The following is a 23969-nucleotide window of genomic DNA, read 5'->3' as shown; positions in this document are numbered from 1 at the left end:
TCCCATCTCCTTAAATTAGAATTTATCAATAATGTCCTATAATTATTGATAATATAATAAAATTATGGGTTATTTTATTATACCATAATAAAATAACCCATAATTTTATTTCATATTATAATTTCCGGTAAAAACAAGATCAAAGAGGACTATATTTTCTAATTATACCTTCTGCGGTTTTTATACCGTCTGCTGCCGCAGATATTATTCCACCTGCATATCCTGCACCCTCTCCACAGGGATACATACCACTTACAGATATGCTTTCCAAATCACTGCTTCTAATTATTCTAACCGGTGCAGAAGTTCTAGTTTCAATACCTGTTATCACACCCTCGCCTTTCGCGTATCCCTTTATTTTTCTTTCAAAATGGACGAACCCTTCCTGCAGTCCACTGACCACTTCTGCTGGAAGACACAACCTTAAATCCCTGAATTCATATCCTGGCCTGTAGGTAGGTTTTACGCTGCCGAGCCCGGTAGAAACTCTTTCTTTTAAAAAATCTCTTATCAATTGAACAGGTGCAGCATAGTTTCCTCCTCCAAGCTTATATGCCAGCTTTTCATAATACCTTTGAAATTCCATACCTTTTAGAGGAGAGTTACCCTCAAAATCATCTTCTCCCACAGTTACCACTACAGCGGAATTAGCATTTTCGAGATTTCTTTTATAATAACTCATTCCATTAGTTACAAGCTCTCCTCTCTCCGAGGCTGCAGCTACAACTTCCCCTCCAGGACACATACAAAAGCTGTAAATCCCTCTCCCGTTTCTGCTCTTATACGTGAGTCTGTAATCCGCAGGTCCCAGTTTTGGATTACCTGCAAATTTCCCATATTGATTTACATCTATCATATGCTGCAGATGTTCCACTCTTACACCTATGGCAAAAGCCTTGGGTTCCATATGAACACCCTTTTTAAAGAGCATTTCATAAGTGTCTCTGGAGCTGTGGCCTATAGCCAGTATCAAATTTTCACAATGCATTCTGGCTCCATTTACAATTATCTCTTTCAACTTTTTATCTTCTATTACCAAATCCTCAAGTCTGCTGTTAAATAGTATCTCTCCTCCTAATTCCAGTATTCTGTTCCTTATGTTTTTTACCACAAGTTTTAAATTGTCCGTTCCTATATGTGGTTTACCGTCATACAGAATTTCATTGGGGGCACCATACCTTGAAAATGCATCCAAAATAAAATCACACCTTCTGTCTTTTATCCTGGTAGTTAATTTTCCATCGGAAAAAGTACCTGCACCCCCTTCACCAAATTGAACATTTGACTCCAAATTCAGTTCCCCAGTAGTCCAAAATTTATTTACAGTTTTTGTTCTATCTTCAATTTTCTCTCCTCTTTCCACTACGATGGGCCTATAGCCTTCTTCTGCTAGAAAAAGGCCTGCAAACATACCTGCAGGCCCCATGCCGACAATTATAGGCCTGGAACTCATTTTTTTGTTACCTGGAACTATGGTATCCTCAATTCTTTTTTCTAGCTTTACATCCCTATTCCCTGTCCTCAATACCAGCTTTTCTTCTTCCTGGCAGCTCACTTCCACAGAACAATTAAATTTTATGTTATTTTTTCTTCTGGCATCTATGGATTTTCTCAGTATACTGAATTTTTCAATGTCATCCACATTTATGCCCAGCTTTCTGGCTGCTTTGCTTTTTAATTCACTCATGTCTTCATTTATATTTAAAATTAAATTATTTACTCTAATAGACATTTTGATCCTCCCATGTTTTTTCCACTATTTCCGCATTCATATCCTATGGAGTTTGAGCCGGCAGCAGTACTCCCTGTGGCAAAAGCAAAAATGCACTGGCCAGCTGCACTCCTTCGGATCTAGCTTCATTGGAATTTACCCTAAGCTGCACTATTCCGCTGTTGTTCACCAATTTTACTCCCTGGGGCACTACCAACTTAACCTGAGAACTATCTGAGTCCCCTATTTTGCTCAAATCAACAGGTTCTGTGTCTATTTCATTTATATTTTTTATTATACTTTCATCTCCGGATATACCCACTTTCTCCGGCAGCGCAGTCACCGAAATATATGCTGACGCGCCAGTATTGCCCTGAATTTTTACATTAACCGGGACAGTTTTCATCTTTCCAACAGGGACTGTAATTTTAACGACAGAAGGATTTACACTCACTTCTTTTATAACATTCCCGGAGCCATCTTCAGCTTGAAGTGTCACTGAGGTATTTATGTCTTTTTGAGCATCTTTTACATTATATGTGGCAACCACGTATTTAACTGTGCTTACGGGTTCCTGGGCACCACTTACTTCCGCCTTTTCCATATTCAGTACAGGATTAAAAGCATAGTACCCCTCTTTTGGCTTTCCTGTCAGTGTTACCCTGACAGGTACGCTTTTCTTCTTCAATTCATCAAGCTGTACTTTTATCCATAGGTTTTCAATATTTACTATACTTATATTATCAGGACTTTTCTTTACAATTACCGGTATATTATTTTCTCCTTTTTTCATAACATAGGAACTGAAATCGGAATTCAACTTAAAATCACTGGATTTCACTGAATATACATCAGAAGCATTGCCCCTTATTATAAGGCTTACACTAAATTGATCATTTCCCACCTGAGTAAGTTTTGATTGAGCGAGTACATCTTCATTGACTATAGTTACGGGAACCACAATTTTCCTCTCCGTCATGGGATTTTCCACATTGAATATATATAACCACAAGATAAATGCAAAAATTACACAACATATTTTTATTAAAATTTGGCCCTCTTTATTTTTTCCTTCCACTCAGTCACCTTCTCTCCCAATGTAGATTTTTTCTGAAATCTCTTTTTCATTATACTGATAAGTATCTTCTTAAGTCTATCTTTGCTATAGTTCCTTATAAGCTTTCCATTGGCGGCAAATGAAATAGTCCCCGTTTCTTCAGAAACCACTATGATTAAAGCATCAGAATTTTCCGATATGCCAATGGCAGCTCTATGTCTTGTACCTAACTTTTTATTTAATTCATTATTATTTGTAAGGGGTAGAAAACAACCTGCTGATATTATTCTGTCATTTCTTATTATAGTTGCTCCATCATGCAGAGGTGTATTTACTACAAATATATTCTCCAAAAGGGCTGACGATACTACCGCATCTATTTTGGTACCTGTATTTATTATATCTCCAAGACCTGTAATCTGTTCAATTACAATAAGAGCTCCTGTTTTGCTTTTGGATAAGTTATCCACACAATTTACAATTTCTGTTACCACCTTTTCCATTACCTCTTCATCCTGCAGCACGTGTTTATCATTAAAAGCAGTTCCAAGATGTTCAAGTGCACGACGAATTTCAGGCTGAAATATAATAACAAAAGAAAGGACACCTATAGTAAGAGTTTTTGTAAGTATCCAGTTAAGCATAACCAAATGAAGAAAACTACTTATTGGTATAAGAACTGTTATAAGTACAATTCCCTTTAAAAGCTGTTCAGCCCTGGTTTCTTTTATAAGCATATATGCCTTGTAAAGTATATATGATACCACTAATATATCCATAATGGACCATATACTTATGTTTTTCACTGAATTTATAATTATCTGCAGTAACTCCAACCGTTCCACCATCCTATCAAGTGATTCTCTTAATAATTATACACTATTTGATATTGTTTATATCAGCACTTCAAAGTATTTTAAAAAATTTTTAATAAAAAGTATTTTATTTTAATAAATGGGTACAATACCATTGACCTAAGTTTTAATAAAAACACGGGGAAACCAGTAACATTGGGGTGAATCGTATTTATACGTAGGTTATGCCTTTACCGAACCCGTCAGCTAACCCCGCCGGTAATAAGGAGATGATTTGAGTTGAAAAAAATTTTTTATTTTATTATTTTCATCTTGATGCTGTTTATACCTTTCCAAAATGTAAGTTCACAGGCTCTGAACAATGCCAATTCCACATTATTCAATCAACAGGAAGAGGTGGTACAGGTGTTTAACTACTCCGACCAGAAGATATATATAACACAGGATGATGTGAATTTAATGGCAAAAGTGGTTTATGCCGAAAGCAATTGTGAACCCTTTGAAGGCAAAGTGGCAGTTGCGTCTGTAATACTCAATAGATTGCTGTATCCAGAATTTCCAAAGACAGTAAAAGGAGTAATAACACAAAAAGGAGCCTTTTCCTGCGTTAAGAACGGCACCATAGACGTAGTTCCCAATGAGGATAGCTATAATGCAGTGATTCAAGCTTTAAAGGGAGTGGATCCTACCGGTGAATCCATTTTCTTCTATAACCCGAAGATAGCCACATCCCAGTGGATGAAAAATATAAGCAAAAAAAATGTAAAATATATAGGAAATCATGTATTTTTTGTAGCCAACTAGAAAAATCTCTTCATCTTTTAAAGATGAAGAGATTTTTTAATTAACCTATTGTTTATCCAGATATGAGACAGCATTCAATGCAGCTGTCTGCCCCTGACCTACAGCTTTCATATACTGGTATGGTCTCCCCACACAGTCTCCTGCTGCAAAACATCCCGGTATATTCGTATTCATATTTGCATCTACCTTTACATGATTACTTTCCATGGCGATCCCTGGAACAAGCTGTGCCGGTGAAATACTGTCTTTTAACACAAATACCCCATCTGTATCTATCTGTTTGTTCTCCAAAATCACCTTTTCCACTCTTTCTTTCCCGTATATTTCAAGGACTTTGTCCTCAACAATTTCTATGTTGTCATCCAGATTGGGCTTATCCCTGTACATTGGAATATAATATACCTTTTTAACCAATTCATTTACATAGTTGGCTTCTCTTTCAGCTTCCTTGTTATATCCTATAATAGTTACAACCTTCCCCTTATAAAGAGGTGCATCACAAGTTGCACAATATCCCACTCCCTTTCCCAGAAGCTCTTCCTCTCCTCTCAAGGGTTTGGTATATTCAATTCCTGTAGCCAGCACAATGGCTTTTGCCTCATACATCTTTTGATTTACCATAAGTCCAAAATATTCACCCATGGCGTATATTTCATTTATTCTCTCTAAAGTTATATTTATATTCATAGATTTTATATGATTTTCAAACTTATCCTTTAGCTGCAATCCCGTTATATCTGGAAGTCCAAGATAATTTTTAATTTTAGGAGCTTTTATCAGCTTTTCACTAAATTCTGCATTCCCAAAGAGAATAATATTTTTATTCCTTACCCTGGCATTTACTGCTGCAGAAAGACCTGCCGGTCCACTGCCCACTATGGCAATGTCATACCTAGAATCCATTTGCATCCTCCTCATGATTATTCACATCATTATGCTTAAAATGACAAATCAACAAAGTCAATTTGTCATTTTAAGCACTTCTGAATTTTTAGAAACTACTATCACTTAAATATGTTTTCCCAAGACATCCTTTATGGTATCTTTAGGCCTGAATCCAACAAATTTATCTACCATACTACCATCTTTAAATACCATGACAGTTGGAATACTGGCAATTTTAAATTGAGCTGCAGTAACTGGATTTTCATCTACGTTCAATTTGAAAAATTTAGCTTTTCCCTGTAATTCATCTGAAACCTCTTCTATTACAGGAGACAGCATCTTACAAGGTCCACACCAGGAAGCCCAGAAATCAACAACTACGGGAGTATCTGAATCTTTAATTGAATTAGAAAAATTTGCATCTTTTATTTCCTCTACCATAATTTTTTCCTCCTTAATAAATTATAAGGGTATTTCCCTTAATTATATTTTACCTGATATTTTTCACTTTCTATAGATCACAATTTTATTATTTGTTTAGCAATTGTTTTTTAGTCTCTATTAGAACCAAATTCTTTGAAATTTAACTGCTTATTATATCATTTATCACAGAATTATTATAAATGGACAAAGGATATGTATCTATTAATTTCCGGGCATAATTTTTGGATATACTTATATCCATATCCTTGTATATGACTGCAAGTCTGTACAGGACCGTTTCTTCATAACTTCCCTGAGGAAAGTTTTTATCATATTCGGAATAATATTTTGATGCACTCTTCAAATCCCCCGATAAATCAATGGAATTTGCAAGAAAATAGGTTATATGCGGATAAATATCACTTTTAGCTCCGTATTCATAAGCTTTTCTAAAATAAGAAATAGCACTGGCATAATCTCCATTACCCAAATATTTACTACCTAAATTATAAAAATATAAACACCCTTCCCCACTTAGAATCTGGGAAGCTCTTGACAGAACCTCCCCCTCATCTGAATTCAATTTTTTATCTTTCCATTTACCAAGCTGAAGATACATGGAATCATAATCTTTGTTCTGTATATAATTCTCCATATCTCCCTCAGAAAAAATCTCTATATTATTTGTATTAGGATTGTCCTTAAAATTCTCCTTCGTTTTTTTTACTTTTTCCACTTTGGCCACATTGTCTTTATTGGCAAAATGGTTTTTAAAATTCAATCTGCCGGTGTAAATACCTATGAACAACAGGGATACCGCACATAATACAGCTGCAGAAATACATACTGTCTTTTTTACATTGAACTCCTTCTTTATCACATTCATATCTCTAAGTAATTTCACATTTTTTTTTGCCTGCAGGTTATCAACATCCACTTTTAAAACATTGTTTATCTTTTCCAATGCCCTGTTGTAGCTGCCCTTCTTTATATAACACAAGGCACTATAATTATTTATTTCAATGTAATTATAGTCACTTTCAGCACATCTCTCCAGCAATTTGAGTGCTTCATTTATCTTCAATTCCTTAATCAATACCAAAGCTCTTTTATAAAGATTAAATCTTATTTCATCCTCCTCTGAGCCTTGAATATACCTTTGAGCCACTTTATCCCCGTTTACTTCATAATTCATTTCCCAAATTTTTCGTGCACCTTTCAAATCACCCTTAAGATATAGTAAAAGTCCTTTTAAATTAATAGCTGCTCCATTTTTTATGCTTATAGATATACTTTCATCGCATAACTCCATTGACTTTCCTATATACCCCTTGTTATATTTATCCAGAGCTTTATTATATATTTTCTGAGATTTATCCATTTATTTCATATACCACTTTCCCGTCAGAATTTTTCACTTCCATTTTACCCTCTAAAGACGTATTAAACGAATCAATCACCCAATTTTCCACATGAGATTTATTGTAAGCATCATCATCATACACATTTACCTTTAAATTTATGTTGTTTCCACTTTTCTGTGCAGACATTATCTGCTGTTTTTTACTTGGTGTCTTTATTAAAAGTGCCACCTCATTACTGTCTACATTTAACATATACAAATCTCCTCCTTTTGACACTGTACCATGAGAAGATCCTATGATAACAAAAATATTTTTATTATCAGCCCATTCTAAATATCTAGGGGATATTTCAGTACTGCTTTCAATCTCAAAGCTGTAAATTTTTTCTCCACTTTTTACTATTATACTTCCCTGACCCTCTTCCTGTGCACTATTGCCTTTTCCTTCTATACAGGCGCTGTAACTGCCGCCTGCAGAATTCTTCCATGGGGTATTAAACTTCATCTGAGATGTATTATCCAATTCTTTTTTTGAAAATTTTATACCACCTGAATTCCAGGCTGTAGTATTGGACTCTTTGCTGTCCTCTGATTTTTCAATTTCTTTATTTTTAGTGTCTGTATCATCAGAACTCACCTTTTTGGAGTCTGTAGAAGCATTTCCAGACACACTTTTTCCGGAGTCAGAAGAATTATTTTTATTATTAGAACATGCTGTAATGCCTACAGCCAAGAGAACTAATATTATAAATATTAAATAACTGAGTCTTCTAATTTTCATACAAAATTCCCCCTACATAAAATAATTTATTATTTGGGTCCTCAATTAAATTATACCATAATTTATATATCAGTGGTTTCCGATTTTAATTCTCCATTATAATCTGTCTTGCCCTCAATATAGAAGATGCACTCATAGAAAATTCATCCAGTCCATACTCCATTAAAACAGGTATGGAACTTTCATCTCCTGCCATTTCGCCACACATTGCACATAACTTTCCATTTTTGTGGGCAGCATCTATGGTTTTTTTTATAAGTTTTAATACGGCAGGGTGCATTGGATTGTATAAATAAGAAATTTTTTCATTCATTCTGTCTGCTGCCAGAGTATACTGTATTAGATCATTGGTTCCAATACTAAAAAAGTCCACATATCTGGACAACTCTTCTGCTTCTATAGCTGCAGCTGGTGTTTCCACCATTATACCGATTTTCAAATTTCTGTTAAATGTCCTTCCCTCTTTTTCGAGTTCCTTCATGCATTGCTTTAATACATCCTTAGCCCGCAGGAATTCTTCCACGGAGCTTATCATTGGAAACATTATTCTTAAGTTTCCGAAAGCTGAAGCCCTGAGCATGGCCCTCAATTGAGGTTTAAATATATCCTCTCTGTCAAGGCAAAGTCTTATAGCCCTGTATCCTAAAAAAGGATTCATTTCTTCAGGCAGTGACAAATAAGGAAGTTTTTTATCCCCCCCTATATCAAGAGTTCTTATAACCACAGGTTTATCCTCCATTTTTTCCACTACATATTTATAGGCCTCAAATTGTTCCTCTTCTGACGGCATACCTGTTCTGTTTATATATAAAAATTCCGTTCTAAAAAGTCCTATTCCTTCTCCTCCATTTTCTAAAACCTGTTCTACATCCTGAGGCATACCTATATTGGCAAGAATGTCTACTTTTTTACCCGACTTTGTAACAGTTTCCACATCTGCAAGAGATTTGAGTTTATCTATGTCCATATTATAAGCTTTCATTTTGGCTCTATACTCTTTTATTATATTTTCGTCAGGATTTACTATTACTGTACCTTCAACTCCATCTACAATCAGCAGATCTCCATTTCTAACCGAATCCGTTATATCCATGGTACCCACCACCGCTGGTATTTCAAGCGTTCTAGCCATAATAGAACTGTGTGAAGTTCCACCACCAATATCCGTAACAAATGCTACCACCTTGCTCTTATCCAGAAGTGCAGTATCTGAAGGCGTCAGATCATGAGCCACTATTACCACTTTGTCATTTTCAATCTCATTCAAGGGAAATACTTGTCCTGCAAGATTATTCAATATCCTATTTCCAACATCCTTTACATCAGTACTCCTCTCCTTCATATATTCATCCTTCATGGAATTGAAAATCTTGATATAGGAACTCACTACATCATAAAGAGCTGCTTCTGCATTTATATGCTCTATTTTTATTTTTACCTTCACAGCACCTGCAAATTCCTCATCTTCCAAAAGCATGATATGACTTTCAAATACCTCCGCTTTATCACTTCCAATTTCCCTTTCAGATTTTATTTTTATTTCCTTAAGCTGTTTTTTGGATAACTCCAGAGCTTTCTCAAATCTTTTTTCTTCTTTATAAATATTTTTTACATATCTTTTTTCTACATTTATACTATTTTCCTCTTTTATGAGTGCATTGCCTATTGCATAACCTTTAGAAGCTGCTATACCTTTTTTCATAAGTTTTCTCTCCCAAGATCTTTTATTTTGCTATACTATTTGATCAAATTCTGAAATTCACTTGAATTTTTTACTGGTTCAAAGTCTTTTTCATCTCTGGCTATATCCTTAATATCCGGAGAAATATCTATGGCCATTTTAAGAAACTTGACTGTATTTGAAATATCTCCCCGCCTTCCATATATGCTGGCTTTTCCATAATAGCTCCAGACATATTTCTCTATCTCTAGATCCTTATCATACCAATCAAGTGCATCATCATATTTTCCATAAAGCTCATAGGCAAGTGCCTTATTAAATCGAGCATATCCAAAATTAGGATTCAATTCAAGGGCTTTATCTATATTTTTCATTCCCTCATCGTAATTATTGCTGTAACACAGTGCTATTCCTTTTATATTGTAAGCCTTATAGAATTTATCATTTTGATTTATGATATCATTGGCCTTATCTATAGTCTTATCATATTCCTTATCACTAAAAAATTTTTGTGCTGCCTTATACTCTTTTTCAAGTCTTTCTTCATCACTCTTATCTCCATTTTCACCGGTACTGCTATTTTTTATTACAGTATTCTGGGTTACATTTTTATTTGAATTTTGTACTGTAACTTTATTTTTTTCATCCCAGTATGAATTCTTTAAAACTAAAATTACAGCAAACAAACACAAAATACAAAATATCACTGTTTTAGCTCTTAAAGAAAATTTTCCAAATAATTTTGAGCCTATTCCCTTTCTATTTTTAAAAGCCATCCACTTTCCTCCTATAAAGCACAATAAGCATTTCAGGTGAGTCTGCATCCAAAACACTTATTATTTATATATACTATTTTTCAAGTAATGGAATTAAGATAATTTTTTTGTCCCAATTTATATAAATCATTGCCTTTAGAGTCTATTACTACTATTACCGGAAGATCCTCCACTTCCAATTCTCTTATAGCTTCTGAGTCCAGATCCCCATAGGCTACCACTCTCGCTTTTTTTATAGACTTTTTTATAAGTGCTGCAGCTCCTCCTATAGCTCCAAAGTAAACAGCTTTATTTTTCTTTATAGATTCTACAACTTCTGAAGACCTTAAGCCCTTTCCGATCATTCCCTTCAATCCTCTATCCAGTAATCTGGGCGCAAAAGGGTCCATTCTATAACTACTGGTTGGTCCTGCCGATCCTATTATATCTCCCGGTTTTGCAGGTGTCGGTCCTGCATAATATATTATAGCATTTTTTATATCTATAGGAAGAGGCTCCCCTCTATCCAATAATTCCACTAACCTCGCATGGGCGGCATCTCTAGCCGTATATATAGTTCCAGATATTAAAACACTGTCTCCCACTTTTAAATCTTTAATTTTTTCTTCCGTCAAGGGCGTAGTTATCTTTTTATCCATATTTTCATACCGAAATCAAACGGTTTTTTTCAACTCCTATCATTAATTATTTTGTTGTAAAATATCTATGACTATTTATATTTCTATTTTCCTGTGTCTTGTTACATGACAGCTTATATTTACTGCTACAGGCAATCCGGCTATATGAGTAGGATATGTCTCTATATTTACCGCAATAGCAGTTGTCTTTCCCCCAAACCCCTGAGGCCCTATACCCAGTGAATTTATTTTATTTAAAAGTTCCTCCTCCAAATCGGCATAAAATTTATCTTTATTTCTCTCATTCAATGGTCTTATAAGTGCTTTTTTAGCAAGAACTGCAGCTCTATCAAAAGTTCCACCAATACCTACTCCTACAACTATAGGAGGACAGGGATTGGGTCCTGCATCTCTTACTGTCTCTATTATAAAATTCTTAACACCTTCCAGTCCATCCGCAGGTTTAAGCATTTTAATCTGACTCATATTCTCTGAACCAAAACCTTTCGGGACCACTATTATTTCCAATTTATCACCTGGAATTATCTCATAGTTTATCACTGCCGGAGTATTATCCTTTGTATTTACCCTATTTAGAGGATCTCTCACCACCGATTTTCTTAGATAGCCCTCTATGTATCCCTGACTTACCCCTTCATTTATAGCATCTTCCAGATTCCCTCCTATTATGTGAACATCCTGTCCAATTTTTACAAATACACATGTCATACCAGTATCCTGGCATATTGGAACATTCTGTTTTTCAGATATATCAATATTTGCAAGTATCTTATTCATAATATCTTTGGCCATAGGCCAGCTTTCTTCCCTGGCATACTTCTCAATTTTTTTCTTAACATCTTTGGGAAGATAATAATTAGAACATATACAGAGTTCTTTTATCACTTTTGTTATATCGGATACATTTACTTCTTTCATTATTTAACATCATTCTCCTCAAATATATTGTCCAAATTCTATTGACTTTCATTTATGATCTTTAATCTCAATTATCTTTGACTTCAGTGCCTTAACTGAACTGTCATCAAGGTTATATAAAAATTTCATTATACACTTATTATCTACATTATGTAATTGCACATCTTCATACCTTCCCGGGGATACTATAATTACATCTACACTATTTATGATCTTTATAATCTGCTGTTTATCTGTAGAATTGGTGAATTGAATGTCTATATCCCCAAGGCCGGCCTTTTCCAGTGCTCCTCTAGCCTTGAACATAAACTCATTTGAAATGCATACGAATGCAAATTTAGTACCCTTGGGATACCTTGCAATTTTAACTATGGTCTCCAAATCCACATTTATAGCAACACCTATTATTTCTTTTTGAAATTTTTTGGTCAGCTTAACTACCTCATTCACATGGTTGAAAGTTGCTATAATCACCTGACTTTTTTCTACAATTTCCTTGGTGGATTCACTTATATTTCTTATATCATCAAGAGTAAATGGAATTACATTCATATTAGTACTTTCCATGATCTGCTTACTGAACATTCTAGCCTGTTCAATATTACATTCCACATACACGGCGGTTATCTTACTCATAAGTTCTTTCTTTTCCCGTACTCTTTGAGTTACAATTTCCAAAAACTCATCAGCATCCATTCCAGTTTCTATTGCTTCCTCAAATCCAAGATCTATAAATTTCATTACCTTTTGTTTTATATTTTGAACCTTCCATGGATTAGCTTCCTCCGCCACAAAAGTTCCTCTTCCCTGGTAGGATTTGAGAACTCCTTCTTGTTCCAATTCATTATAGGCTGTACTTATAGTATTCCTACTTACCTTAAGATTTTCCGACAATTCTCTTTCAGTAGGCATCTTTTCTCCCACTTTTAATTTATTTCCATTTATCAAGCTCATTATTTTCTTTTTAACCTGCAAATATAACGGCACTCCACTGTCTTTATCTATTTTAATGTCTATAGTAATCACCTCAAAATTCCTGGATTAATGGCTCAGTCCATTACTTTACCTAAAGAATACCATAATGCAAAATAAAAATCAATTAATGGTTTTACATCAATTTACAATTTTCAGAAAACTTTTTATGTCAGTTTTACTTTGACATCCATTAATTTTAGAAGATAAATCAAATACATTAAGAAAGCAGATTTTAACCCGCTTTCTTTTTCTCTAAGTTCAATTTGAAAGGTAATAATTGTCAACAGATTTGGCTATGGATTCCGCTATCTTATCCTGGTATTCATCCTTTAGCAATTTATTTTTTTCTTCTGTATTGGATAGAAAGCCACACTCTACCAGTACGGAAGGAATACTATTATTTCCCCTGAGAACCTTGTATGAATTCAATGCAGCTTTTTCTTTTCTGTTGTTATCTTTATCCAAATCACTTATTAAATTATTTTGAAGAATGCCAGCTAGTTTTTTGCTGTTTTCATTTTTTGAATACCACACCTGTGCTCCATGATATTTGGATTGGGGAAACATATTCAAATGTATACTTATGAACATATCGCACTTCGTACTCTCCTTCAATTTGCACCTATTACCCAGATCTTCAACCTTTTTCTTCCTTATTCTGCCTCCCGGAGTGTAGAGTCCTTTATCTTCCTCTCTGGTCATAAATACCTTATAGCCTTTCTTTAACAATTTATCTTTGAGTTTTTTGCCTATTTTCAAATTTATTTCTTTTTCCATTACTCCATCCTTTGATACAGCCCCACTGTCAATTCCTCCATGTCCCGGATCTATGAGAATTATTTTCCCATTTTCTGTTTTGGAAGTACCTTCACTGCCCGACACCCTGTCAGAATAAAAAATATTAATGCTAAATGCAAGCAGTAATATCAATAATATAGTAATTTTCCCTCTTCTACTTTTCATACCGCTTATCCACTCCTTATAATATTCTAGAGTTTTACTATATATATTTTGCCTACATCTTAGAAAAATATTAATAAAATTTACACAAATTAAAACAGCTTCTGAAGTAAAGATATCTTCACCTCAGAAGCTTCAAACATAACTTTATTATCTTTTCGAAAATTGTGGAGCCCTTCTGGCCTTTTTAAGACCATATTTCTTTCTCTCCGTCATTCTCGAATCTCTTGTCAAAAATCCAGCTTTTTTAAGCTCTAATCTAAGATTTTCATCTGCCTTTAAGAGTGCTCTCGATATACCATGTCGTATAGCTCCAGCCTGACCGGTAAATCCTCCTCCATGAACATTTACCAATACATCAAACTTTCCTGCCGTCGAAGTCAATACAAGTGGTTGATTAACTATAGTTCTCAAAGTTTCCAATCCAAAATAATCTTCTATGTTTCTTTTATTTACAATCACTTTACCTTCTCCAGGTACAAGTCTTACTCTTGCTACTGATTTTTTTCTTCTTCCAGTTCCATAATATTGAACCTTAGCCATTTTTTATCCTCCCTTCAGCCTTTACCTAATATCTCAATTCCAACAATTCTGGTTTTTGAGCCTCATGTTTGTGCTCGGAACCTCTATATACCTTCAATTTTTTCAACATCTGTTTTCCCAACGGTCCTTTGGGAAGCATTCTCCTTACAGCTTCCTGAAATACAAATTCAGGTTTCTTCTCTAAAGCAATTCTGTAAGGTGTCTCTTTTAATCCACCCGGATACAATGTATGATGTCTCAACATTTTCTGATCTAATTTTCTGCCGGTCAAAACTACTTTTTCGGAATTTATTATTATTACAAAATCTCCTGTATCCACATGTGGTGTGAATATAGGCTTATTTTTACCTCTCAATATAGATGCAACCTGGCTTGCCACTCTTCCAAGAGGTTTTCCAGCAGCATCAACAACATACCATTTTCTCTCAATTTCTTGAGGCTTTGCTATATATGATTTCATGCTTTCCCGTTAAAAATTAACGGTTTTCAACTCCTTTCCAAATTACCTATTCTTTAATTTTACAAATAAAATTCTCAACATACGTTCTCTATAGAAAGATCCGGGGCTAGTGGATCCTTTATAATCAAATACAAACATTTATATTATAATACAATGATCCTGGCGTGTCAATCAATAAAACACCTTTTCAAGACAAAGACCTAATGCGGGAACAGGCTTACCTGCTTTTGTTCTATCTTTTGATTCTAAAATATATTTTATATCTTCCGGCTGAAATCTTCCCACTCCCACCTCAAGGAGAGTTCCAACCATTATTCTTACCATATTGTACAAAAAACCGTCTCCAATGACACTGAATTTAATCAATTTTCCTTCCACTGTAACTTCCATTTCACTTATGGTTCTGACAGAGGATCTCACTGAGCCTCCCTTTTTCTTGAAAGCGGAAAAATCATGGATCCCCAAAAAGTACTTACACGCCATCTTAATCTTTTCCACATCCAGCTTTCTCCTAAAATAATAAACATACTGTCTTCCTATAACCGGTCTGTTATTGCCCGTTATTATGGTATAGATATATTTTTTGCCTATGCTTTGAAATCTAGCGTGGAAACTATCATCCACTCTTTCGGATTTTAGTACAACTATATCTTCTGGCAGCACTCCATTTAATACCATTTTAAAATTGGGTGCAGGTATTTTGCTGTCCGTAAAAAAATTACACACAAATTCTTTAGCATGAACTCCTGCATCAGTTCTACTGGAACCTATAGTTGCTGAGAAACTGCCTGTAGTTTCTCTAATTGCATTTTCCAGCTTTTCCTGAACAGTAACGGCATTTTTTTGCCTCTGCCAGCCAGAATAATTGGTACCATCGTATTGTATTGTCAATTTAATATTTTTCATTAATGCCACCACATTCTACCTAGCACAGAAATAAATACCAATGCTGCAGTACATGCTGATGCTACAAAATCTCTATTGGTCAATTTAAGCTGTTTCATTCTGGTTCTGCCTTCTCCTCCTCTATAGCATCTGGCTTCCATAGCCATGGCCAATTCATCTGCTCGTCTAAAAGAGCTTATAAAAAGTGGAACTAAAATTGGTACAAGACTTTTAGCTCTCTGAATAATACTTCCTGATTGAAAATCTGCTCCCCTTGCCATTTGTGCTTTCATTATTTTATCTGTTTCATCCATTAGCGTAGGTATGAATCTGAGAGCAATAGTCATCATCATAGCCAGTTCATGGGCAGGTACACCTACCTTTTTCAATGGATTCAAAAGTTTTTCTATACCATCAGTCAACTCAATAGGAGATGTAGTCAATGTTAAAAGCGATGTTCCTATAATTAAAAATATAAGTCTGATAGCCATAAATGCAGCCATAATCAATCCTTCCCTGTATACAACCAGAAACTTCCACTTGAATAATGGTGGGTTGACACCGCCTGTCATAAACATATTCAGCACTGCAGTTATGAGCACCAGAATAAATACCGGTTTAAGCCCTTTGTATATATACACAAACTGTACTTTAGATATGAGTATTGAAAACACAGTAAATACCACTATAAATATATACCCTTTAAAACTATTTACTATAAACAAATCTACAATATATATTAAAGATATCAATATCTTAACTCTTGGATCCAACTTATGAATAAAAGAATTTCCGGGTACATATTGTCCTATTGTAATATCTTTAATCATTTGCTAGCTCTCCTGCCTTTATTCAGTATTTTAAGCAATTCCTTTTTTGCCTGCTCCACTGTGAACACATCTTTCGATATATTTATTCCCTTTTCCCTGAGCTTTTTTACCATATAAGTTACCTGGGGTACCGCAAGCCCCACACTTTCCAAAATATCAACCTTGTTAAAAACCTCTGCTGGAGATCCATCCAATATACATTTACCCTCACTCATTACTATTATCCTATCTGCAAGTTTAGCTACATCTTCCATACTATGAGATACAAGTATTATAGTCATATTGTATTCATCATGCAGAGCTCTTATTTCTCCCAAAATGTCATCTCTTCCTTTAGGATCAAGCCCTGCAGTGGGTTCATCCAATATAAGTACCTTAGGCTCCATAGCAACTACCCCTGCTATGGCAACTCTTCTTTTTTGACCACCACTTAATTCAAAGGGAGATTTGTCTCTATACTCTTCATATCCTAAACCAACCATATTCATGGCCCGCTTTACCCTTTTGTCTACATCTGCACTATTTAAGCCCAAATTTTTCGGTCCAAAGGCGATATCTTTTCCTATAGTCTCCTCAAACAACTGATATTCCGGATATTGAAATACAAGTCCAACTTTTTTTCTTATAAAATTCAAGTTGATCTTTTTTTCAGTAATATCCACGTCATCTATTATGATTTTCCCGGAGCTCGGTTTCAAAAGCCCGTTTATATGCTGAATAAGAGTAGATTTTCCTGAGCCGGTATGTCCTATAATGGCAACAAATTCCCCTTCTTCGATCTCAATATTTACATTATCCAGGGCTTTTTTTTCAAAAGGCGAACCTTTCATATACACATGAGTTAAATTTTCGATTTTAATTGACATAGTTCACTCACCATCTCATCTATAGTTAATATATCAGATTTAATATTCACTCCACTATTTTTAAGTTCATAAGCCAATTCAGTCATTTGTGGTACATCAAGGCCGATATTTTTCATTTTGGTTACCTGGCTGAATATATTTCTAGGAGAACCTTCCATTATAATTTTTCCTTTATCCATAACAATTATTCTATCAGCATTAACTGCTTCTTCCATATAATGAGTAATTAAAATTACAGTCATACCGTATTTGTCATTTATATCTTTTATAGTCTTCAGTACCTCCTGCCTGCCTGAAGGATCCAACATGGCAGTGGATTCATCAAATATTATACAATCCGGCATCATGGCAAGTACCCCAGCTATAGCCACTCTCTGTTTCTGGCCCCCTGAAAGTAAATGAGGTGCATGTCTTCTATAATCATACATATGTACTCTTTTTAAGCATTCATCAACTCTTGATCTTATTTCATCAGGAGGTACCCCTAAATTTTCTGGTCCAAAAGCAACATCTTCTTCTACAATAGTGGCAACAATTTGATTATCTGGATTTTGAAAAACCATTCCGGCCTTATTTCTGACATTCCAAATATTTTTTTCATCTGATGTATCAAGGCCTTCTACATATACCTTTCCACTAGTAGGATTTAACAGAGCATTCATATGTTTTGCAATAGTGGATTTTCCCGAACCATTTCTACCTAAAATGACAAGAAACTCCCCTTTCTCAACTTGAAGACTGACATCATCTATGGCAAATTTGGAATTCTCTTTGTCATTCTCTTCATATTGATATTTTACATTCTCACATACTATCATCTTTTTTTCCATAGAAGCACCTCACTAATTATATGGATTTTAAGGCTTAGATGAGAAAAAAGGTTTTGTATAAATCTTCATCTGAGCCTTAGAATCACTTGATAGAAAAACAGGGATTAAGCTAGCTTACTTAATCCCACCATACTTTTTATACTAACTCCAGTATAACTAATTCGGCTCCATCGCCTCTTCTTGGACCTATCTTATACATTCTAGTGTAACCACCATTTCTTTCAGCATATTTAGGAGCTATATCAGAAAATAAATTTTTTACAACTTCTTCTTCAGTTACAAAAGAAAGCACTTGTCTTCTGGCATGAAGATCCCCTCTTTTGGCAAGAGTTATCATTTTCTCAGCTATATTTCTTGTTTCCTTTGCTCTTGTATCTGTTGTCTGTATCTTTCCGTGTTTCAAAAAACTAGTGACAAGATTTCTAAGCATAGCTCTTCTTTGATCAGATGGTCTCCCTAATTTACGGTATTGTGCCATTTATATCCCTCCTCACTGTTGTTATTAAATAAACCTATCAGAACTCTATTTAGTACTTTCTAATCTTCATTCTGTTTTAATGATAATCCCAAAGCATCTAGTTTCTGCTCAACCTCTTCCAGGGATTTTTTGCCCAAATTTCTAACTTTCATCATATCATCCATAGTCCTCTCGGTTAATTCCTGTACTGTATTTATACCAGCTCTTTTTAAACAATTATAACTTCTCACAGAAAGCTCAAGTTCTTCTATTGTCATTTCAAGAACCTTCTCTTTCTTATCCTCTTCTTTTTCAACCATTATTTCCACATTATTAGCGTGATCGGTCAAAGTCATAAATAGCTTGAAATGTTCTATGAGAATTTTAGCCGACAAGCTTACAGCTTCATCCGGCAATATAGTTCCATTTGTCCATACTTCTAATGACAATTTATCATAATCAGTTATTTGACCAACCCTTGTATTTTCCACAGCAAAATTAACTCTCTTAATAGGTGTATATATTGAATCTACAGGGATTGTACCTATTGGCATATTTTCAGATTTATTTCTCGCCTGAGAAACATATCCTCTACCGCTGTTGACAGTAATTTCCATATAGAGTTTAGCATCTTCATCTAAAGTAGCTATATGTAAATCTCCATTTACTATTTCAACATCGCCATCTGTCTTTATGTCTCCTGCTACAACTTCTCCTGGGCCTTGAGCATCTATATATATGGTCTTAGGGCCCTCTCCATTCATTTTTAAAGCCAATTCCTTTATATTTAAAATTAACTCAGCTACATCTTCTTTTACTCCACGCACAGTTGAGAACTCATGTAGTACACCATCTATTTTTATATAGTTGGCAGCCACCCCTGGAAGTGAAGAAAGAAGAATTCTCCTAAGTGCATTTCCAAGAGTAGTACCATAACCTCTCTCAAGTGGTTCCACTACAAATTTTCCGTAGCTGCCATCCTCGCTAGTTTCAACACATTCAATTTTGGGTTTTTCTATTTCTAACATGAATATAACCCTCCTTCTATTTATCTAATAATGTATCCTTGAGGGCAACTGATTCTATATTAATTACCTGCTGTATAACTCTACTATTAATGTTTCATTAACAGGAACATCCATTTCATCCCTTGATGGTTCCCTAATAACTTTTCCCTGAAAGTTTTCTATATCTCCCTCTAGCCAAGCTGGTAAAGTCTTGGGGTTTTCTGCAAAAGTCTTAAATTTTTCTGACGCCTTACTTTTATCCCGTACAGTTACTACATCATTAGCTGATACTTTAAAAGAAGGAATATTTACCTTTTTACCATTAACTAGAAAATGTCCATGGGTTACCAGCTGTCTAGCTTCTGCTCTTGACTGACCATAGCCCAATTTGTAAACTACATTATCAAGTCTTGTTTCAAGTAAAACCAATAAGTTTTCACCTGTTATACCCTTTTTTCTATCAGCCTTTTCATAATATTTTCTAAACTGTCCTTCCAGTATTCCATATATTCTCTTAGCTTTTTGTTTCTCTCTTAACTGTAAACCATAGTTGGATACTTTCTTTCTTCCCTGACCGTGTTGTCCCGGGGCATATCCTCTTCTTGAAAATGCACATTTATCTGTATAACATCTATCCCCTTTAAGGAATAGCTTTAACCCTTCTCTTCTACAAAGTCTACATACTGACCCAGTATATCTTGCCATTAAAATTTACACCTCCTATTACTAAACTCTTCTTCTCTTTGGTGGTCTGCATCCATTATGTGGTATTGGAGTAACATCCTTAATTAAAGTAACCTCCAGGCCAGCTGCCTGAAGTGATCTTATTGCTGCTTCTCTACCTGCACCCGGTCCTTTAACATATACTTCAATACTTCTCAATCCATGTTCCATAGCTGCTTTGGCTGATGTTTCAGCTGCCATCTGCGCAGCAAATGGTGTACTTTTTCTTGAGCCTTTAAACCCTAATCCACCTGCACTAGCCCAGGATAAAGTATTCCCAGCAGCATCTGTAATGGTAACTATTGAATTATTAAAAGTTGATCTTATATGTGCACAACCATGCTCAATATTTTTTCTTTCTTTTTTCCTTCTAGCTGTTGTCTTTTTAACTTTCCCAGCTGCCATATTCCTACCTCCTTATTATTTTACTATCTTTTTCTTAGCTCCTACCATTTTTTTAGGTCCTTTTCTCGTCCTAGCATTTGTCTTAGTCTTTTGTCCTCTGACTGGCAGACCTTTCCTATGTCTTATCCCTCTATATGAACCTATCTCTATCAATCTTTTTATATTAAGGGAAACTTCTCTTTTCAAATCTCCTTCAATTTTTAAATTCTTTATATAATTTCTCAATGAGTTAACTTCTTCTTCTGTCAAATCTTTAACTCGAGTATCTGGATCTACATTGACTTCTTTTAGGATTTTTTGAGAGGTCGATAAGCCTATTCCATATATATAAGTGAGACCTATTTCAACTCTTTTTTCTTTTGGTAGGTCAATACCTGCTATTCTTGCCATTAAAATTTACACCTCCTGAGTATCTAATGGATAAGGATTAATTTATTATATAAAGTTTTAAAGCCAACAGAATATATCTAATTCTGCTGCAGCCGCACTTTAAAACATGATTAGCGTAAAATTTACATTATAAATATTAACTTAGCACATATTTTTATCTCTATAATATAACTTTATACTTAATCTCACTTTTAACCAATTTTATCCTTGTTTTTGTTTATGCTTAGGATTTTCACAAATGATCATTACTCTTCCTTTTCGCTTTATAACCTTACATTTTTCACACATACGCTTAACTGATGGTCTTACTTTCATAGCTAACCCTCCTCTTAATCACTTTGCCCTCCAGGTTATTCTTCCTCGAGTTAAATCATAAGGAGAAAGCTCTACTGTAACTTTATCGCCTGGAAGTATTCTTATAAAATTCATTCTCAATTTTCCCGATATATGTGCCAATATTTTATGTCCGCTTTCTAATTTTACTTCAAACATTGCATTAGGTAAAGCTTCCTCAACAATACCCTGCATTTCAATAACGTCATCTTTTGACATAAGGTAATCAAACCTCCTTGTTATTGCTGACTGCAAACCATTATTTAATGCTAATTTTAACATAGCATGAATATGGTATTATACTCTTTTTATTAATATCATTCAACATTATCAAATAAACTCTTACAAATCTGCAGTAACAATAATCGCTTCACTTCAACATAACTTCTATATAGCCTTTTTGAAATTCTATCCAACTCTCAAATAGTTATTCTACATTCTGCCAAGTTATCCCATGCTGCTTCTTAAACTAAATGATATAATCTTCAGCTTACTATTTATGAATATCTTTTAAATTACTTTTTACATTTTCAAAGACCTGATTAATTCCACCAGTGCCGTTTACTATTGAAAGTACCTCTTGATTTTTATAATACCCAATGAGAGGTTCTGTCTGTTTATCATATACATCCAATCTGCTTTTAACAGTAGACTGGGTATCATCCTTTCTCTGAACAATATCACTATGACATACATCACATTTTCCTTCAATCTTAGGAGGATTATATTTTATATGATAGCTTGCACCACAAGATGGACAAACTCTTCTCCCTGTCATTCTGTCAAAAATCAATTCTTTAGGCACATCGATAAGAAGAACTACGTCTATCTTCTGCCCTACACTGCCCAGATACGAATCTAAAGCTTTGGCCTGATTTACCGTTCTTGGAAAACCGTCCAACAAAAATCCATCTTTACAATCATCCATACCTAATCTATTCTTCATTATATTTATAGTAACTTCATCAGGTACTAATTTTCCTTCATCTAAATATTTTTTAGCTTCAATCCCAAGGGGAGTTTTTTCTGAAATATTTTTTCTAAATATATCCCCAGTAGATATATGTGGTATGAAATACTCCTCACTAATAAATTTAGCCTGAGTTCCTTTTCCCGCTCCTGGAGGACCTAGTAAAATTATTTTCAAACAGCATCATCTCCAAAAAATTTATTAATTCAAAAATCCGCGATAATGACGCACCAGCAACTGTGATTCTATCTGCCTTATAGTTTCAATAGCAACATTTACTATGATAAGTAATCCTGTTCCACCAAAATATATGCCTTTAAAATTAGTATAAGTTTCTGCTAATATAGGGGATATGGCCACTATACCTGCAAAAGCCCCCCCCAAAACTGACACTCTAGCTAAAACTCTTTCTATATATATAGTAGTAGCTTCTCCCGGTCTTATTCCCGGTATAAATCCAGATGACTTATTCATATTCTCAGCCATTTCTTCCGGCTTAAGAGTAACCTCAGTATAAAACCATGTAAAGAAAATTGTCAGCAGAAAATACAGTACTGAATACTGCCAATTAGTTTCTCTAAATGGGCTAAATGGGCTTACTGTTATGAATTTATTAAAAGCCGAATCAGGCCAAAATTGACCTATGGTAGTTGGAAACTGCATAACTGATATAGCAAATATAATTCCAATAACAGCTGCTCCATTTACATTAATAGGAATATGTGTTGATTGTCCTTTATACATTCTACCTGCATTGGTTTTACCTGCATATTGTATAGGAATTCTTCTTTCAGATAAACTCATAAGTACAACTGCCACAAATAGCAGAATTATTATTACCAAAAGCCCTATTAACTCAACAAAATTAGTTGTTCCAACCTGCTGAAGTTTAAACATACTGGATACAGCAGAAGGAAATCTCGAAATAATATTGACAAATATTATAAGGGAAATTCCATTTCCAATACCATGCTGCGTAATTTTATCTCCAAGCCACATTAGAAAAGTTGATGCTACAGTTACAGTAAATATTATCATGATTATGTTCATTTTGTTGGATGGATCTATCAGCGCACCAGCTCTACTTATTATAGCATATATGCTAAAACCCTGAATTACTCCAAGAGGTACTGAAGCATATCTTGTATATTCCTGTATCTTTTTTCTTCCTTCTTCTCCTTCTTTAGACAGCTGTTCCAAACGTGGAATTGCAACTGTAAGCAGTTGAAATATAATGGAAGAATTGATGAAAGGAATAACTCCCATAGCAAATATACTAAATCTGCTAAATGCACCTCCTGCCAGAAGATCATAAAATCCAAACAACGAGCCATTTTGAGTCAAGTTAGTTAGTTTAGCGGTATCAATTCCTGGAACTGGAATAAAATTACCTAATCTAAATATTACCACCATAATCAGTGTAAATAACAGTCTCTTTTTCAGTTCAGGAACTTTCCAAGCATTACGTAAGGTTGATAGCACC

29 protein-coding genes and 1 riboswitch are annotated in these 23969 nt (G+C 34.6%); of the genes, 1 reads left to right on the top strand and 28 read right to left on the bottom strand.

Translation table 11 applies throughout. The features are described from left to right. Positions 1–139 precede the first annotated feature (139 nt). Genes CLLU_RS01225 through cdaA form a run of 3 tightly spaced genes read right to left on the bottom strand, consistent with a single transcriptional unit; the run spans position 140 to position 3616 of the window. Positions 140–1732, bottom strand: a complete 1593-nt coding sequence (locus CLLU_RS01225) for an NAD(P)/FAD-dependent oxidoreductase (protein ID WP_106007754.1) — start codon at positions 1730–1732, stop codon at positions 140–142. Positions 1733–1775: 43 nt separating this feature from the next. Continuing rightward, positions 1776–2789 (bottom strand): CdaR family protein, encoded by a 1014-nt coding sequence (locus CLLU_RS01220; protein WP_106007753.1) that lies wholly within the window; start codon positions 2787–2789, stop codon positions 1776–1778. Continuing rightward, the gene (gene cdaA, locus CLLU_RS01215) at positions 2756–3616 is read right to left on the bottom strand and encodes a diadenylate cyclase CdaA (RefSeq protein WP_420536058.1); all 861 of its coding nucleotides are present in this window, start codon (positions 3614–3616) and stop codon (positions 2756–2758) included. The genes CLLU_RS01220 and cdaA overlap by 34 nt, the downstream gene beginning before the upstream one ends. 113 nt (positions 3617–3729) lie before the next feature. Continuing rightward, positions 3730–3859: riboswitch (cyclic di-AMP (ydaO/yuaA leader) on the top strand. A 3-nt stretch (positions 3860–3862) separates the two neighbouring features. Between cdaA and CLLU_RS01210 the strand changes: the two genes are divergently transcribed. After that, positions 3863–4387 (top strand): cell wall hydrolase, encoded by a 525-nt coding sequence (locus CLLU_RS01210; protein WP_106007751.1) that lies wholly within the window; start codon positions 3863–3865, stop codon positions 4385–4387. A 45-nt stretch (positions 4388–4432) separates the two neighbouring features. Here the strand turns inward: CLLU_RS01210 and CLLU_RS01205 are convergent, their stop codons facing one another. The 25 genes from CLLU_RS01205 to secY all read right to left on the bottom strand — a co-directional run bounded on the left by CLLU_RS01205 (position 4433) and on the right by secY (position 23968). Beyond that, positions 4433–5290, bottom strand: coding sequence for an NAD(P)/FAD-dependent oxidoreductase (locus CLLU_RS01205; RefSeq protein WP_106007750.1), 858 nt, complete (start codon positions 5288–5290; stop codon positions 4433–4435). A 105-nt stretch (positions 5291–5395) separates the two neighbouring features. Beyond that, positions 5396–5713 (bottom strand): thioredoxin, encoded by a 318-nt coding sequence (gene trxA, locus CLLU_RS01200; protein ID WP_106007749.1) that lies wholly within the window; start codon positions 5711–5713, stop codon positions 5396–5398. A gap of 142 nt (positions 5714–5855) precedes the next feature. Further along, positions 5856–7076 carry a tetratricopeptide repeat protein gene (locus tag CLLU_RS01195; protein WP_106007748.1) on the bottom strand — a complete coding sequence of 407 codons (1221 nt, stop codon included), beginning with the start codon at positions 7074–7076 and terminating at the stop codon, positions 5856–5858. Then, the gene (locus tag CLLU_RS01190) at positions 7069–7839 is read right to left on the bottom strand and encodes a DUF4652 domain-containing protein (protein ID WP_106007747.1); all 771 of its coding nucleotides are present in this window, start codon (positions 7837–7839) and stop codon (positions 7069–7071) included. Before CLLU_RS01190 ends, CLLU_RS01195 begins: the two co-directional genes overlap by 8 nt. Positions 7840–7924: 85 nt before the next feature. Next, positions 7925–9541, bottom strand: coding sequence for a phosphoenolpyruvate--protein phosphotransferase (gene ptsP, locus CLLU_RS01185; RefSeq protein WP_106007746.1), 1617 nt, complete (start codon positions 9539–9541; stop codon positions 7925–7927). 35 nt (positions 9542–9576) lie between these two features. Continuing rightward, positions 9577–10296: a tetratricopeptide repeat protein gene (locus tag CLLU_RS01180; protein ID WP_106007745.1), complete on the bottom strand. Its 720-nt coding sequence runs from the start codon at positions 10294–10296 to the stop codon at positions 9577–9579. Between the two features lie 80 nt (positions 10297–10376). Beyond that, on the bottom strand, positions 10377–10934 hold the full coding sequence (locus tag CLLU_RS01175) for a Fe-S-containing hydro-lyase (RefSeq protein WP_106007744.1): 558 nt from the start codon (positions 10932–10934) through the stop codon (positions 10377–10379). Positions 10935–11009: 75 nt separating this feature from the next. Next, positions 11010–11852, bottom strand: coding sequence for a fumarate hydratase (locus tag CLLU_RS01170; protein WP_106007743.1), 843 nt, complete (start codon positions 11850–11852; stop codon positions 11010–11012). 48 nt (positions 11853–11900) lie between these two features. After that, positions 11901–12878, bottom strand: coding sequence for a GntR family transcriptional regulator (locus tag CLLU_RS01165; protein WP_106007742.1), 978 nt, complete (start codon positions 12876–12878; stop codon positions 11901–11903). 207 nt (positions 12879–13085) lie between these two features. After that, positions 13086–13790 carry an N-acetylmuramoyl-L-alanine amidase CwlD gene (gene cwlD, locus CLLU_RS01160; protein WP_106007741.1) on the bottom strand — a complete coding sequence of 235 codons (705 nt, stop codon included), beginning with the start codon at positions 13788–13790 and terminating at the stop codon, positions 13086–13088. A gap of 147 nt (positions 13791–13937) precedes the next feature. Then, positions 13938–14330, bottom strand: coding sequence for a 30S ribosomal protein S9 (gene rpsI, locus CLLU_RS01155; RefSeq protein WP_106007740.1), 393 nt, complete (start codon positions 14328–14330; stop codon positions 13938–13940). 25 nt (positions 14331–14355) lie between these two features. Continuing rightward, positions 14356–14790, bottom strand: a complete 435-nt coding sequence (gene rplM / locus CLLU_RS01150; RefSeq protein WP_106007739.1) for a 50S ribosomal protein L13 — start codon at positions 14788–14790, stop codon at positions 14356–14358. A gap of 171 nt (positions 14791–14961) precedes the next feature. Continuing rightward, a complete protein-coding gene (truA, locus tag CLLU_RS01145; protein ID WP_106007738.1) occupies positions 14962–15696 on the bottom strand; it encodes a tRNA pseudouridine(38-40) synthase TruA in 735 nt (244 codons plus the stop codon). Next, complete coding sequence (locus CLLU_RS01140) at positions 15696–16505, bottom strand: energy-coupling factor transporter transmembrane component T family protein (protein ID WP_106007737.1); 810 nt, start codon at positions 16503–16505, stop codon at positions 15696–15698. The genes truA and CLLU_RS01140 overlap by 1 nt, the downstream gene beginning before the upstream one ends. Then, positions 16502–17371 (bottom strand): energy-coupling factor transporter ATPase, encoded by an 870-nt coding sequence (locus CLLU_RS01135; RefSeq protein ID WP_106007736.1) that lies wholly within the window; start codon positions 17369–17371, stop codon positions 16502–16504. Before CLLU_RS01135 ends, CLLU_RS01140 begins: the two co-directional genes overlap by 4 nt. After that, positions 17347–18201 (bottom strand): energy-coupling factor transporter ATPase, encoded by an 855-nt coding sequence (locus CLLU_RS01130; protein WP_106007735.1) that lies wholly within the window; start codon positions 18199–18201, stop codon positions 17347–17349. Before CLLU_RS01130 ends, CLLU_RS01135 begins: the two co-directional genes overlap by 25 nt. A gap of 136 nt (positions 18202–18337) precedes the next feature. Next, positions 18338–18679: a 50S ribosomal protein L17 gene (gene rplQ / locus CLLU_RS01125; protein WP_106007734.1), complete on the bottom strand. Its 342-nt coding sequence runs from the start codon at positions 18677–18679 to the stop codon at positions 18338–18340. 59 nt (positions 18680–18738) lie between these two features. Then, complete coding sequence (locus tag CLLU_RS01120) at positions 18739–19686, bottom strand: DNA-directed RNA polymerase subunit alpha (protein WP_106007733.1); 948 nt, start codon at positions 19684–19686, stop codon at positions 18739–18741. A gap of 63 nt (positions 19687–19749) precedes the next feature. Continuing rightward, entirely contained in the window at positions 19750–20370 is a 621-nt protein-coding gene (rpsD, locus tag CLLU_RS01115) for a 30S ribosomal protein S4 (protein WP_106007732.1), read from the bottom strand. A gap of 21 nt (positions 20371–20391) precedes the next feature. After that, entirely contained in the window at positions 20392–20793 is a 402-nt protein-coding gene (gene rpsK / locus CLLU_RS01110; RefSeq protein WP_106007731.1) for a 30S ribosomal protein S11, read from the bottom strand. 15 nt (positions 20794–20808) lie between these two features. Continuing rightward, a complete protein-coding gene (gene rpsM / locus CLLU_RS01105) occupies positions 20809–21183 on the bottom strand; it encodes a 30S ribosomal protein S13 (protein WP_106007730.1) in 375 nt (124 codons plus the stop codon). A gap of 201 nt (positions 21184–21384) precedes the next feature. Further along, complete coding sequence (rpmJ, locus tag CLLU_RS01100; protein WP_106007729.1) at positions 21385–21498, bottom strand: 50S ribosomal protein L36; 114 nt, start codon at positions 21496–21498, stop codon at positions 21385–21387. 18 nt (positions 21499–21516) lie between these two features. Further along, entirely contained in the window at positions 21517–21735 is a 219-nt protein-coding gene (infA, locus tag CLLU_RS01095) for a translation initiation factor IF-1 (RefSeq protein ID WP_106007728.1), read from the bottom strand. 274 nt (positions 21736–22009) lie between these two features. After that, positions 22010–22663, bottom strand: coding sequence for an adenylate kinase (locus CLLU_RS01090; RefSeq protein WP_106007727.1), 654 nt, complete (start codon positions 22661–22663; stop codon positions 22010–22012). Positions 22664–22687: 24 nt separating this feature from the next. Then, complete coding sequence (gene secY / locus CLLU_RS01085) at positions 22688–23968, bottom strand: preprotein translocase subunit SecY (RefSeq protein WP_106007726.1); 1281 nt, start codon at positions 23966–23968, stop codon at positions 22688–22690. Position 23969 lies beyond the last annotated feature (1 nt).

Origin of the sequence: Clostridium luticellarii (assembly GCF_002995845.1) — a bacterium.
Taxonomy (GTDB): Bacteria; Bacillota; Clostridia; order Clostridiales; family Clostridiaceae; genus Clostridium_B; species Clostridium_B luticellarii.
The sequence above is the reverse complement of the archived record's forward strand: the minus strand, read 5'-3'. Positions and strand labels throughout refer to the sequence as shown.

What these genes read in the sequence shown, in the direction of transcription:
- CLLU_RS01225 (WP_106007754.1), bottom strand. Translation starts at nt 1,732, where the DNA reads ATGTCTATTAGAGTAAATAATTTAATTTTAAATATAAATGAAGACATG.
- cdaA (WP_420536058.1), bottom strand. Translation starts at nt 3,616, where the DNA reads ATGGTGGAACGGTTGGAGTTACTGCAGATAATTATAAATTCAGTGAAA.
- CLLU_RS01205 (WP_106007750.1), bottom strand. Translation starts at nt 5,290, where the DNA reads ATGGATTCTAGGTATGACATTGCCATAGTGGGCAGTGGACCGGCAGGT.
- trxA (WP_106007749.1), bottom strand. Translation starts at nt 5,713, where the DNA reads ATGGTAGAGGAAATAAAAGATGCAAATTTTTCTAATTCAATTAAAGAT.
- CLLU_RS01195 (WP_106007748.1), bottom strand. Translation starts at nt 7,076, where the DNA reads ATGGATAAATCTCAGAAAATATATAATAAAGCTCTGGATAAATATAAC.
- CLLU_RS01190 (WP_106007747.1), bottom strand. Translation starts at nt 7,839, where the DNA reads ATGAAAATTAGAAGACTCAGTTATTTAATATTTATAATATTAGTTCTC.
- ptsP (WP_106007746.1), bottom strand. Translation starts at nt 9,541, where the DNA reads ATGAAAAAAGGTATAGCAGCTTCTAAAGGTTATGCAATAGGCAATGCA.
- CLLU_RS01180 (WP_106007745.1), bottom strand. Translation starts at nt 10,296, where the DNA reads ATGGCTTTTAAAAATAGAAAGGGAATAGGCTCAAAATTATTTGGAAAA.
- CLLU_RS01175 (WP_106007744.1), bottom strand. Translation starts at nt 10,934, where the DNA reads ATGGATAAAAAGATAACTACGCCCTTGACGGAAGAAAAAATTAAAGAT.
- CLLU_RS01170 (WP_106007743.1), bottom strand. Translation starts at nt 11,852, where the DNA reads ATGAAAGAAGTAAATGTATCCGATATAACAAAAGTGATAAAAGAACTC.
- cwlD (WP_106007741.1), bottom strand. Translation starts at nt 13,790, where the DNA reads ATGAAAAGTAGAAGAGGGAAAATTACTATATTATTGATATTACTGCTT.
- rpsI (WP_106007740.1), bottom strand. Translation starts at nt 14,330, where the DNA reads ATGGCTAAGGTTCAATATTATGGAACTGGAAGAAGAAAAAAATCAGTA.
- rplM (WP_106007739.1), bottom strand. Translation starts at nt 14,790, where the DNA reads ATGAAATCATATATAGCAAAGCCTCAAGAAATTGAGAGAAAATGGTAT.
- truA (WP_106007738.1), bottom strand. Translation starts at nt 15,696, where the DNA reads ATGAAAAATATTAAATTGACAATACAATACGATGGTACCAATTATTCT.
- CLLU_RS01140 (WP_106007737.1), bottom strand. Translation starts at nt 16,505, where the DNA reads ATGATTAAAGATATTACAATAGGACAATATGTACCCGGAAATTCTTTT.
- CLLU_RS01135 (WP_106007736.1), bottom strand. Translation starts at nt 17,371, where the DNA reads ATGTCAATTAAAATCGAAAATTTAACTCATGTGTATATGAAAGGTTCG.
- CLLU_RS01130 (WP_106007735.1), bottom strand. Translation starts at nt 18,201, where the DNA reads ATGGAAAAAAAGATGATAGTATGTGAGAATGTAAAATATCAATATGAA.
- rplQ (WP_106007734.1), bottom strand. Translation starts at nt 18,679, where the DNA reads ATGGCACAATACCGTAAATTAGGGAGACCATCTGATCAAAGAAGAGCT.
- CLLU_RS01120 (WP_106007733.1), bottom strand. Translation starts at nt 19,686, where the DNA reads ATGTTAGAAATAGAAAAACCCAAAATTGAATGTGTTGAAACTAGCGAG.
- rpsD (WP_106007732.1), bottom strand. Translation starts at nt 20,370, where the DNA reads ATGGCAAGATATACTGGGTCAGTATGTAGACTTTGTAGAAGAGAAGGG.
- rpsK (WP_106007731.1), bottom strand. Translation starts at nt 20,793, where the DNA reads ATGGCAGCTGGGAAAGTTAAAAAGACAACAGCTAGAAGGAAAAAAGAA.
- rpsM (WP_106007730.1), bottom strand. Translation starts at nt 21,183, where the DNA reads ATGGCAAGAATAGCAGGTATTGACCTACCAAAAGAAAAAAGAGTTGAA.
- rpmJ (WP_106007729.1), bottom strand. Translation starts at nt 21,498, where the DNA reads ATGAAAGTAAGACCATCAGTTAAGCGTATGTGTGAAAAATGTAAGGTT.
- infA (WP_106007728.1), bottom strand. Translation starts at nt 21,735, where the DNA reads ATGTCAAAAGATGACGTTATTGAAATGCAGGGTATTGTTGAGGAAGCT.